Raw genomic sequence first — 10,660 nt, 5'->3', positions numbered from 1 at the left:
GCCCGCACACCCCCGTCAGACGTTCGCCAGCTGCGGGATCAGGCGCATCGCGTTGTCGTGGTAGATCCCCCGCAGCTGCTCCGGTGTGAAGGCCGGGTCGGCGTCCAGCGCGGGCAATGCCAGGTCCGTGACCGTGTCGGCGGGGGCGGCCGGCCAGTCGGTGCCGAAGAGGATGTGATCGGCCGGCACATGCTCCAGCAGGGTCGCCGCGGGCGCCATGGGACCGGCCGTGTCGTAGTAGAAGCGGCTCAGGTGGTCGCGGACGGCGGCGGGTTCGACCCGTGGTTCGCAGAACCGTCCGAGGGCCTGCAGGCGCGTGGCGATGTACGGGAGGAAGCCGCCGGCGTGCGGCAGGACGACGGACAGGTTCGGGAAGCGGTCCAGCGTCCTCCTGCCGATCATGTTCACGGCGGCCCGCGTGGTGTCCAGCAGGAAGTCGCACATGAAGTTCGGGATGCCCGGAACGGTCGACGCTCCGGGCGGGCAGCCCGGAAGGTTGTGCGGGTGGGTGTCCACGACGGCGGAGAACTCGTTCAGCTCGTGGAACAGCCGGTCGTAGGAGGGGTCCCCGAGGTAGACGCCCCCGTAGTTGGCCGTCACGTTCACACCGACGGCGCCGAGCTGCCCCAGCCCGCGGCGCACGGCCCAGGACGACGCCTCCGGATCGTCCAGGAAGAGGGGCACGTAGTACGAGAACCTTCCGGGATGCGACTGCGCCACCTCGATCATCGACTGCAGCGTGATGTTGACGGCTTCGCGCAGCTGCGCCGACGACCGGTAGCGCGCCGGCAGCATCGGCTTGAGGACGGCGGTCGTGATGCCCGCGTCGTCCATGAAGCGGATTGCGGCCGCGACGTCGAGCCGGGTCCACGGGGGCAGCTGTTCCTCCATGATCAGCCCGTGGTGCACGGCCCACTCACGCCATTGCGGCGCGCAGTAGTGGTGATGCATGTCGATCTTCGAATGGGCTGAGCCCGCCGTGTCCGAGCGCGGTGTGGAGGAACCCCGCGCGACCCGGATGACTTCGCTGGTGCCCACCGCGGCGATGCGCAGTTCGCTCGCCGGTGTTCCCAGGAGGCGCAGCCCGGGGGTACTCATGGAATCCGTCATGTCGGTCCACCGCCCATCGGGTCTGGGTTACTTTCCGGAGGCCACGGAGGCCAGGGCCGGCTCACCGGGGTCCCCGTCCGGGCGGGACGGATCCAGCACGATCCGGAGGTGTTCCAGCCCCCGGAACGCCGCCACCGGTCCCTTGAGCCACGCTCCCTCGGCTTCCTCCCCGTCCGCCGGCTTCATGTCGGGGAACTCCCGCAGGAGCGAGGCGAGCGCGATCTCGAGTTCGAGCCGCGCCAGCGGCGCCCCCAGGCAGTAGTGGGTTCCGTGACCGAAGCCCAGGTGCGTCCCCTGGAGTCCCTCGCGGGTCACGTCCATCTCGTCGGGGGATGCGAACTTCTCGGGGTCCCGGTTGGCCGAGGAGATCGCGATCTGCACCAGGGAGCCCCTGGGGATCACGGTGTCCCGGATCCGGGCCTCCTCCGCCGCGTACCGGAAGGTCGACGTCTCCACCGAACCCTCGAAGCGCAGCATCTCCTCGACCGCCCCCGGGATCAGCCGGGGGTCCTTGCGGAGCTTCGCCGCCTGGTCGGGGCGCAGCAGCAGGTTGAGGACGGAATTTCCGATCTGGTAGGCGGTGGTCTTGTGGCCCGCGAAGAACAGCACCCACAGCGACGCGACCAGTTCGGGATCCTCCAGCTGTTCCTCCGCCTGGACGAGGTCGCCGAGGAAGGAGTCCGACGGGTGGTCGCGCGTGTCCGAGATGAGCCGCTCCAGCCGGTGCTGCAGACGTTCTCCGGCCGCCTTGAGCTCCGCCTTCCTGGTGGGATCGAACCGGGAGCGCGTCACCACCGCGAACTGCTCCAGGATCTCCGGACGGTCCTGCGGCGGGATGCCCATCAGCTCGCACAGGACCGCGATGGGCAGCGGGAACGCGAACTCGGCCATCAGGTCGACCGTGCCCGCCTTCCGGCACTCGCCGAGGATCTCCTCGGCGATCTCGGTGATCCTGGGGCGCATCTGCTCCACCCGCCGGGGGGTGAAGGCGCTCCGGAGGATCCGGCGCAGCCGCGTGTGCCGCGGCGGGTCCGAGAACAGCACGTTGTCGTCGAGCGCGTCGAAGAAGCTGCCGTACACGGCGTGGTAGGTGTCGATGGCACCGCGCATGTCCTTGCTGAAGCGCGGGTCCGACAACGCGTCGCGGGCGTCGTCGTGACGGGTGATGAGGTAGGTGTCGATCCCGTGTGGAGGGGTAAGCCGGCACACCGGTGCCTGCTCGCGCAGTACGGCGTACATGGGGTGGGGGCACTGCCGGTATTCCGGCGCCCCCCGGGACACGGCCGACACGATGTCGTGCAGTTCTCCGCCGCCGTTCGGTGCCGCATCCTGTTGCGCCATGGTTCGCACCCTCCGTCGCACTCGACTTCTGCGGACACACGGGTTCCCTGTGCGGGTGGACCGCGAAACGACGCCGTTCGCGTTCGAGTGAGGCGACGGGGCCGGGTACGGGGTCGTCCGGGTGGGGCTCCGGCCGACCGTCAGCCGAACGGCGGTCGGCCGTCCGGGCCGAGTGTGTGGCGGGTGCGGCAGACCGGGGAAGGGCTGCTGGTGCCACCAGCCAGCCCGTCCACAAGGAGCCCGCGCATGGCCCGACGTCTCGCCCTGGCCCTCACGGCAGCCGCCTCGCTCGTCCTGGCGGCCGTCACCGCTCCCGCCGCCTCGTCCACCGCCGCCGGCCCGGGCACCACCGAACGGGCCCTGGCCGGCCGGGCCTCGGCCGACCGGGCGGTGGCGTACGCGGCGACCGCCCCGTACCACGTGCACGCCAAGGCCGTCGAGGCCGGTTACGTGCCGGACAAGTACTGCGTCTTCGACAGGGCGGGCGGATCGGGCGCGCTCGGCTACCCGCACTTCAACCACGAGTACGACAACTCCGTCGACCCGGCGAAGCCCGCCGCGCTGTACTACGAGGACGACGGGCGCGGCGGCAAACGCCTCGTCGGGGTCCAGTGGCTGGTCTACGACCGCGACCAGAAGCTGACGACGGACGACGACCGCCCCACGCTGTTCGGCACCGCCTTCAAGGGTCCCAAGCCCGGCAACTTCCCCGGCCAGCCGGTCCACTACGCCCTGCACCTGTGGCTGTGGAAGAAGAACCCCAGCGGGCTGTTCGCGACCTTCAACCCGGCGGTGAGGTGCCTTCCGGGCACCACCCGCCCCGCACCGGCCGCCTGACGCGGGGCGCCTGACGCCGCCCACCCGCCGCCACCTGCCTGCTGCTCGCCACTGCCTGCTGCTCGCCGCTCGCCGCTCGCCGCTCGCCGCCATCCGCCTGACGCCGCCCGCCTCGCGCCGCCCCGGGAGCCGCCGATGTCCGTCACCCGACGCAGCCTGCTCGCCGCCGGCGCGATCGCCTTCAGCGGGGCGCTCGGGGCGCTGTTCGCCGGGGGCTCGCCCGCCGCCGGGGCCAAGCGGGGGTACGGGCCGCTGCTGGCCGATCCGCGCGGGCTGCTCGACCTGCCCGCCGGCTTCACCTACCGCGTCCTCTCGCGCGCCGGTGATCCGCTGCGCTCCGGTGAGGGGACCGTCCCGGCCAACTTCGACGGCATGGCCGCCTTCGCCGCCGGCGGCGGCCGCGTCCGGCTGGTCCGCAATCACGAGAACCGCACCACCGCCGCGCTGCGCGTCCCCGCCGTGCCGGGACTGACGTACGATCCCGGGGCCCTGGGCGGCTGCACGACCCTGGACCTCGACGCGGCCGGGCGGGTCACCGGCGAACGGGTCGCCCTCGCCGGTACCGCGGTCAACTGCGCGGGCGGCCGCACCCCCTGGCACACCTGGCTGAGCTGCGAGGAGACCGAGGACCGCGCGGGCACCTCCGGCTACACCAAGGACCACGGTTACGTCTTCGAGGTGGACCCGGCCGCCCCGCGCCGCTCGGGCGCGGTCCCGCTCACCGCGATGGGCCGCTTCGCGCACGAGGCCGTCGCCGTGGACCCGTACCGCGGGGTGGTCTACGAGACCGAGGACGCCTTCACCGAGCCGTTCGGGCTCTTCTACCGCTTCCTGCCCGCCCGGCCGCTGGGGGGCCCCGGCTCCCTGCGGGCCGGGGGCACCCTGGAGGCGCTGCGCGTACCGGGGCTGGCGGACCTGGCGGCGGTGGACGAACCCGGCGCGGAGTTCCCGGTGGAGTGGGTGCCCGTACCGGACCCCTCGGCGGCCCGGACCCCGATCCGGCTCCAGGACTTCGGGCCGGGCGGGATCACCCACGCGCAGAAGCTGGAGGGCTGCTACTGGGGCGGCTCCGGCGTCCACTTCGTCTCCAGCTTCGCCCGCAGGAGCGAAGGAGCGTCCGGCGACCACCACGGGCAGGTGTGGTTCTACGATCCGCGTCGCGCCCGGCTCCGGCTGGACGTGCTCTTCGGCCCGGCCGCCGACATCGCACTGCCCGGGGACTCCCCCGACAACATCTGCCTGACCCCGGACGGCGGCCTGATGGTGTGCGAGGACGGCGGCGGGGCGCAGTACGTCCTCGGCGTGACGGTGGGCGGCGAGGTCTATCCGATGGCCCGCAACGCCGAGGACATCGGGCGGCCGGGAGCCCCGGAGTGGGGCGAGTTCGCCGGGGTCACCTTCTCCCCCGACGGACTGACCATGTACCTCAACGCCTACGCCCCGGGTACCACGTTCGCCGTCACGGGGCCCTGGCACTGACCTCGCGCTCCCGTCCGATCTGCTGGACCATCGGACGGAGGCGACGGGATCGGGGTGGTCGGCGATGGCCGGGAAGCACAACGAGCAGCACAGCGAGCAGCACAGCGAGCAGCACAGCGAGCAGCGGAAGGCGGCGAAACCCGCCACGCCTGCCAAGGCGGACGCCGGGGCCGGGGTCGTGGGCGCCCCGCTGCGGGAGCTGCTGCGTGTACCGCCGGGCGAACGGCCCGACCTGAGCGGCCTCGACCCCGCCGCGATCCCCGCCGGCCCCGCCGACAAGGCGGCCGCGGCGGCGGCCACGACCCGGATGGCGCAGCCGCTCGCCTCCCTCCAGGAACGGCTCTTCGCGGCGAGCACCGCCGGCGACCGCCGCCGTCTCCTGCTCGTCCTCCAGGGCATGGACACCAGCGGCAAGGGCGGCACCGTCAAGCACGTGATCGGCCCGTTGAACCCCTCCGGCTGCCGGTTCCGGGCGTTCAAGGCGCCCACCCCCGAGGAGCGGCGGCACCCCTTCCTCTGGCGCATCGAGAAGTCCCTCCCCGAGCCGGGCGAGATCGGCATCTTCGACCGGTCCCACTACGAGGACGTGCTGATCGCCCGCGTCCGGGGGCTGGCGCCGCGCAGTGAAGTGGACAGCCGGTACGACCAGATCAACCGGTTCGAGAAGTCCCTCGCGGACGACGGCGTGAGCGTGGTGAAGGTCTTCCTCCACATCAGCTATGAGGAGCAGCGCAAGCGGCTCCTGCAGCGCCTGGACAACCCCGAGAAGCACTGGAAGTTCGACCCGGGCGACATCGAGGAGCGCAGCATGTGGCCTGCGTACCAGGAGGCGTACCAGCTGGCGCTGGAGCGCTGCTCCACCGACGCCGCGCCCTGGTACATCGTCCCCGCGGACCGCAAGTGGTACCGCAACTGGGCGGTGAGCAGGCTCCTGCTGGAGCACCTGGAGGCCATCGGCCCGCAGTACCCGAAGGCCGGCTTCGACGTCGAGGAGTGCCGCAGGCGGCTGCTGGCGGGGTGAGCGGCCCGCGCCTGCGACCATCATCCGGGGAACGACCGCCCGCCCTTGACCGCCTGTCGCGCAAACGCCTCATCAGATAGTCATATAGTTTGCGTACGTGACCATTTCCGCACGAAAAGTAGCCGCCACGGTCGGCACGGCGGTGCTGGGCGCCGCTCTCGCGGGATGCGCGGACGGCGCCGGCCCGTCGGACGCCGGCCGCGAAGCCCGTATGGGCACCCCCGCCGCCTCGGCCCCCGGCACATCCGCCGCGTCCCCGCAGAGCAGCGCGCCCTCCGCCCCGCAGGCCGGAGCCCCGCAGGCAGGAGGGCCCGCCAAGGCCCCGACGCTGGCCATCGGCCCGAACGGCCTGACCCCGGTCTTCGAGCGGGCGAAGCAGCAGACGGACAAGACCGTGGCGCTGACCTTCGACGCCGACATGACCTCCGACCAGGGACCGCGCGCCGCGGGCGGGGAGCAGTTCGACAACCCCGGGCTCATCTCGGCCCTGCGCACCCTCAAGGTGCCTTCGACGATCTTCATGACGGGCCGCTGGGCCGAGGAGTATCCGGACCAGACGAAGTCGATCGGCACCGACCCGAACTTCGAGATCGCGAACCACTCGTACAGCCACCACGCCTTCAAGTCCCCCTGTTACGGGCTGCCCGCGCTCGACGGCGCCGCCGCCCGCGCCGACGTGGACCGGGCCTTCGCCGCCTTCCGGCAGGCGGGGGCGGTCAACACCGTCCCCTACTTCCGTTTCCCCGGCGGCTGCTACGACGACCAGGCACTGCGGGCCCTGTCCACGGCCGACGTCACGGCCGTCCAGTGGGACGTGGTCAGCGGGGATGCCTTCGCGAGCGACCCGGACGCAGTCGCGGAGCAGGTGCTCGCCGGGGTGAAGCCCGGCTCGGTGGTGGTCATGCACTGCACGCGCAGCGCCGCCCCGGTCACCGAGGAGGCCGTCCGGAAGATCGTCCCGGAGCTTCGCAAGCGCGGCTACCGGTTCGTGAAGGTCTCCGAGCTCGTCGGGAAGTGACCGGGGCCCTCAGCCGGAGCAGGCGGTGCGCTGCGCGTCCTGCCACTCGCACACCGGGCAGAGCACCACGCCGGGGGTCGCGACCCCGTACTCGGTGGGTTTGCCGCACTCCAGGCAGTCCGCGTACGGCGGCCCCGGCACCCGCCCGGCCGGGGCGGCGGGAGCGGGGCAGTACGACGGGGTGCCGTGCGGCTGGTCCATGCGTACGAGCCTACCCGGGGCCACCGTCGCGCCGGAGGGATCCCCGGGCGGCGCGGTTCAGCGGCACAGCGCCGTGTCCACGACCTTCTCCAGACGCCTCGTGGCCGCCCCGTCGGCCGGTATGGCGGTCACCGTCACGTGGGCGGCGCGGCCGTCGTCGGTGACTCCGCCCCGGGTCTCGTATCCCAGGATGTCCCCGCCGTGGCCCCAGTGGACACCGCCGCACGACAGGGGCCTGCTGATGATCCCCAGTCCGTAGCCGGCGCCGGTGTCCCCGATGGGGACGGTCGTGCGCATCTGGGCCAGCTGGGCCGCCGGGAGGAGACGGCCTGACAGGAGCGCGGTGAAGAACCGGCTCAGGTCGGAGTTGGTGGAGATCATCTGGCCCGCCGCCCAGGCCGCGGAGGGGTCCGTCTCCGTGACGTCGTGCAGGGGCTCGCCCGGTGCGTCCCGGTGGTAGCCGCGGGGGTGGGGCTCTGCGACGGTCATGTCACCGGGGGCGGGGAAGGAGGTGTGGCGCAGGCCGATGCGCTTGACGACGCGCCGGTCCACCTCTTCGGCGAGGGGCCGGCCGGTGACCTTCTGGACGATCAGGCCGGCCACCACGTAGTTGGTGTTGCTGTACGCCCATGCCGTCCCGGGGTCGAAGCCGGCCGGGTGCCGCAGGGCGATGTCGAGGAGGTCGCGGGGTTCGAAGTACCGGTGCCGGCGGATGTCCTCGTCGACGAGGTGTTCGTACTCGGGGAGTCCGCTGGTGTGCTGGAGGAGCTGACGGACGGTGATGCGGCGTCCGTCGATCCTCTCGCCGCGGACGAGGTCCGGCAGATAGGTGTCGACCGGGACGTCGAGGCCGATCTTCCCTTCACCGACCAGTTGCAGCACCACCACGGCGGTGAACGTCTTGGTGGTGCTGCCGATCCGCACCTGCCCGTCCTTCGGCACCTTCGCGCCGGTGGCCAGGTCGCCCACGCCTGCGGTGTAGGTACGGATGCGGCCCTCACGGTCCTTGACGCTCGCCAGCGCGGCGGGCAGGCCGTCGGAGTGCACCAGCGCGTCCAGGCCCTGCTGCACGGTGTCCGGCCTGGCGGCGAAGGCCGCTGGCGGGGCGGGGGCGCCCAGCGTCAAGACGCCGGCGGCCACCGCGGCCGCGACCGGCAGGGCTCTGCGCCGGCCGCTCCCCTGCCGCCAGGACGAAAGGAACCTCTGCCACGCCTGCTCACGCACGAGTGAACTCCTCCGGATCTATGGGGAAACCAGCGGGATGGGCCAGGCCCAGCTTGTCCGGATGCGGCCGTCCCGGACGATCCTGCTAGCGGCCCGGAGCGAGGTAGGGCTACCCCCCGGCACCCCTCCGCCGCTACCTCAGCCGGTACGTTCCGGCGCGATCCGAAGGACACGTCCTAGCCGCGCCGCACCGCGGCCAGACAGGCCACCGCGCCCGCCGCGCCGGCCAGCATCAGCGCACCCGCCAGGGATGACCACGGCAGGGGCACGCTACCCGAGCGTGCCCCCGTGACCAGTTCGGACACCGCACCGCGAGCCGGGGAGGGCGCCAGCACCCAGGCCGACAGGGCGCCGAGGGTCCCGGCCAGAACCCCGTGACCGCGGCGCCGCACCAGCGGCCTGCTGCACAGCGCCCCCACGGCGGCGCCGGTCAGCGCGCACACGGCCACCGCCAGGGCTCCGGCCAGGGCGGTCGCGGCGGGGTCGAGTCCGGCCCGGTCGCCGAGCAGGAGGGCCACGGCGGCTGCCGCCGCTCCGGCGAGCAGCGCCCCGGCGAGGCCGGTGAGCAGGGCCGCCGCGTGCACCCGGGCGGGACCGGCCGCGGCGGCCGCGCAGTCACGCGCCGCGTCGGGTTCGGCGGTGACGCAGATCCGGACCAGCCAGACGGCCGAAGGCACCAGGCCGGCGGCCGCGTAGCCGAGGGAGTCCAGCACCGGTTCACCCGGCCGGATCCCGACGGCCACGAAGGCGGCGTACACGAAGAAGGGGGCGAGCCACCGCTGCGAGCGCAGCAGCAGGGCGCTCTGGTAGCGGAGCAGGGCGGTCACCGCAGCTCCTCGACGGCGCGGACGTGCCAGGGCGGACGGGCGGTGAGCAGGACGCACAGCACCTCGTCGGTGCGGGCGGCGTCCACGGTCAGCAGGACGCCGCCGTCCGGGGCGGGCACGCCGTCGAGGCCCGGCGGCAGCGGGCATCCGGGCGGTCCGGCGGCCCGGATCCGTACGCGGGCCGCCCCGGGCGACGGCACGGGCGCCGGCACCGGCACCGGCACCGGCACCGGCACCGGCACCGGCACGAGCGACGTGCCGTCGACCCGGTACTGCGCGTCGGGCGCGCCCGCGAGCCGCCGGGGGTCGTGGTCGACGAAGACCACCGTGGCTCCGGCGGCGGTCCGTTCGGCCACCGCGAGGTCCAACTCGGTCCGGGCGGAGGCGTCCAGCCCGGTCCAGGCCTCGTCGAGGACGAGCAGCCCCGGTTCGGCCAGCAGGGCCTGGGCGACGGCGACCTTCTGGCTGGTCCCCTTGGACAGTTCGGTCATCGGGGTGCGGGCGTGCCCGGCGGCCCCGAACCGCTCCAGCCAGTGCCCCGCGCGCCGGGCCGCCTCGGCCCGCGGGAGCCCGTGCACCCGGCCAAGGTGGGTCAGGTAGGAGGCGACACCGAGCGGCAGCGCGGCCGGGAAGCGCTCGGGCACGTAGGCCGTGCGGCGCGGGCGGCCGCCGACGCGTCCCTCGGTCGGTGCGTCGATCCCGGCGACGAGCCGCAGCAGGGTGGACTTGCCGCCGCCGTTGCCGCCTTCGACCCGGACCAGGGCGCCGCGTGGCAGCTCCAGCGAGATCCCGCGCAGCACCCAGGGCCGCCGTGGTCCGTAGCGGCGGCCCACGCCGGTCAGGTGCATTCCGGTCGGCTCGTTCAGTGCGCCGCCGCCGTCTCGGTGACCTCGCTCGGGCGGACGATGACGAAGCCCTCTCCGCGCAGCATCAGCTGGACCGCCTCGCCGGAGCCGCCGCGGATCATCGAGCCGACCGACTGGGAGCGGTGCAGGCCGGTCTCCAGAGCGGCGCTCCAGCCGACCACCGCGTCCGTGTCGACGTAGACCGGGGCCTGGGCGGTGACCGGGATGATGATCGGGTTGCCGTCGCAGACCACGGCGAGCTTGCCGGTGCCGGTGAAGACGCTGTTGAAGAGGCCGCCGCCGGTCATGCCGGCGCCCTTCACCATCTTGATCTCGTAGGCCAGCGTCGTGTCGAAGCAGAGCACGTTGCGGCCGTTGATGGTGAGGGCGTCACCCGGCTCGAAGTCGATGACGAAGCAGTTGCCCGCCTGGTGGGCGAACCAGGCCTCGCCCTGGCCGCGTACGGACATCAGAGCCAGGCCCTCGCCCGTCACGGCGCGCTTGAGCATGCCGCCTATGCCCTGGCCCTTGCGCTCGAACTGGAGGTTGCCGCGGTAGGCGACCATCGAGCCCTGCCGGGCCAGCATCTCCCCGTTGACGTTGTACCTGACGGACTTGGCGTTCTGCAGGCTCATGCCAGGGGTGACGGCCGCCTGGGCCAGGTTCTCGGATGCGAAAAGATCACTCTTCATGCCGTCGATCCTCGCCCGGGGCGGCCACCCGCGACATCATCCTCAAGGCGGAGCCTGGCATCCTT

At 73.0% G+C, this 10,660-nt stretch carries 11 protein-coding genes; 4 read left to right on the top strand and 7 right to left on the bottom strand.

Annotated elements, in window-relative coordinates:
- Positions 1 to 15: 15 nt before the first annotated feature.
- Together ACWGIF_RS31020 and ACWGIF_RS31015 are read right to left on the bottom strand one after the other, a co-directional pair.
- Positions 16 to 1,098: an amidohydrolase family protein gene (locus tag ACWGIF_RS31020; protein WP_453502444.1), complete on the bottom strand. Its 1,083-nt coding sequence runs from the start codon at positions 1,096 to 1,098 to the stop codon at positions 16 to 18.
- A gap of 39 nt (positions 1,099 to 1,137) precedes the next feature.
- Positions 1,138 to 2,451, bottom strand: coding sequence for a cytochrome P450 family protein (locus tag ACWGIF_RS31015; protein ID WP_453502443.1), 1,314 nt, complete (start codon positions 2,449 to 2,451; stop codon positions 1,138 to 1,140).
- A 246-nt stretch (positions 2,452 to 2,697) separates the two neighbouring features.
- Between ACWGIF_RS31015 and ACWGIF_RS31010 the strand changes: the two genes are divergently transcribed.
- The 4 genes from ACWGIF_RS31010 to ACWGIF_RS30995 all read left to right on the top strand — a co-directional run bounded on the left by ACWGIF_RS31010 (position 2,698) and on the right by ACWGIF_RS30995 (position 6,806).
- Complete coding sequence (locus ACWGIF_RS31010; RefSeq protein ID WP_453502442.1) at positions 2,698 to 3,288, top strand: hypothetical protein; 591 nt, start codon at positions 2,698 to 2,700, stop codon at positions 3,286 to 3,288.
- Between the two features lie 135 nt (positions 3,289 to 3,423).
- On the top strand, positions 3,424 to 4,767 hold the full coding sequence (locus ACWGIF_RS31005) for an alkaline phosphatase PhoX (protein ID WP_453502440.1): 1,344 nt from the start codon (positions 3,424 to 3,426) through the stop codon (positions 4,765 to 4,767).
- Positions 4,768 to 4,831: 64 nt separating this feature from the next.
- Complete coding sequence (locus tag ACWGIF_RS31000; RefSeq protein ID WP_453502438.1) at positions 4,832 to 5,788, top strand: PPK2 family polyphosphate kinase; 957 nt, start codon at positions 4,832 to 4,834, stop codon at positions 5,786 to 5,788.
- Positions 5,789 to 5,885: 97 nt separating this feature from the next.
- Complete coding sequence (locus ACWGIF_RS30995; protein ID WP_453502436.1) at positions 5,886 to 6,806, top strand: polysaccharide deacetylase family protein; 921 nt, start codon at positions 5,886 to 5,888, stop codon at positions 6,804 to 6,806.
- 9 nt (positions 6,807 to 6,815) lie between these two features.
- Here ACWGIF_RS30995 and ACWGIF_RS30990 read toward each other — a convergent pair whose 3' ends face one another.
- From ACWGIF_RS30990 to ACWGIF_RS30970, 5 genes are all read right to left on the bottom strand, one after another.
- Positions 6,816 to 7,007 (bottom strand): hypothetical protein, encoded by a 192-nt coding sequence (locus ACWGIF_RS30990; protein ID WP_453502435.1) that lies wholly within the window; start codon positions 7,005 to 7,007, stop codon positions 6,816 to 6,818.
- A 57-nt stretch (positions 7,008 to 7,064) separates the two neighbouring features.
- Complete coding sequence (locus ACWGIF_RS30985) at positions 7,065 to 8,231, bottom strand: serine hydrolase domain-containing protein (protein ID WP_453502434.1); 1,167 nt, start codon at positions 8,229 to 8,231, stop codon at positions 7,065 to 7,067.
- 176 nt (positions 8,232 to 8,407) lie between these two features.
- A complete protein-coding gene (locus tag ACWGIF_RS30980; protein ID WP_453502432.1) occupies positions 8,408 to 9,058 on the bottom strand; it encodes an ABC transporter in 651 nt (216 codons plus the stop codon).
- Entirely contained in the window at positions 9,055 to 9,906 is an 852-nt protein-coding gene (locus ACWGIF_RS30975) for an ATP-binding cassette domain-containing protein (RefSeq protein ID WP_453502431.1), read from the bottom strand. The genes ACWGIF_RS30980 and ACWGIF_RS30975 overlap by 4 nt, the downstream gene beginning before the upstream one ends.
- Before the next feature lie 14 nt (positions 9,907 to 9,920).
- Positions 9,921 to 10,595 carry an AIM24 family protein gene (locus ACWGIF_RS30970; RefSeq protein WP_453502430.1) on the bottom strand — a complete coding sequence of 225 codons (675 nt, stop codon included), beginning with the start codon at positions 10,593 to 10,595 and terminating at the stop codon, positions 9,921 to 9,923.
- Between the last annotated feature and the right edge of the window lie 65 nt (positions 10,596 to 10,660).

This window comes from Streptomyces sp. NPDC054849, assembly GCF_053610945.1.
This window is presented reverse-complemented; position numbering and strand designations above follow the sequence as displayed.

Bases quoted from the DNA above. Each gene is read 5' to 3' on its own strand.
- ACWGIF_RS31020 (WP_453502444.1), bottom strand. From the start codon at position 1,098: ATGAGTACCCCCGGGCTGCGCCTCCTGGGAACACCGGCGAGCGAACTG.
- ACWGIF_RS31015 (WP_453502443.1), bottom strand. From the start codon at position 2,451: ATGGCGCAACAGGATGCGGCACCGAACGGCGGCGGAGAACTGCACGAC.
- ACWGIF_RS31010 (WP_453502442.1), top strand. From the start codon at position 2,698: ATGGCCCGACGTCTCGCCCTGGCCCTCACGGCAGCCGCCTCGCTCGTC.
- ACWGIF_RS31005 (WP_453502440.1), top strand. From the start codon at position 3,424: ATGTCCGTCACCCGACGCAGCCTGCTCGCCGCCGGCGCGATCGCCTTC.
- ACWGIF_RS31000 (WP_453502438.1), top strand. From the start codon at position 4,832: ATGGCCGGGAAGCACAACGAGCAGCACAGCGAGCAGCACAGCGAGCAG.
- ACWGIF_RS30990 (WP_453502435.1), bottom strand. From the start codon at position 7,007: ATGGACCAGCCGCACGGCACCCCGTCGTACTGCCCCGCTCCCGCCGCC.
- ACWGIF_RS30975 (WP_453502431.1), bottom strand. From the start codon at position 9,906: ATGCACCTGACCGGCGTGGGCCGCCGCTACGGACCACGGCGGCCCTGG.
- ACWGIF_RS30970 (WP_453502430.1), bottom strand. From the start codon at position 10,595: ATGAAGAGTGATCTTTTCGCATCCGAGAACCTGGCCCAGGCGGCCGTC.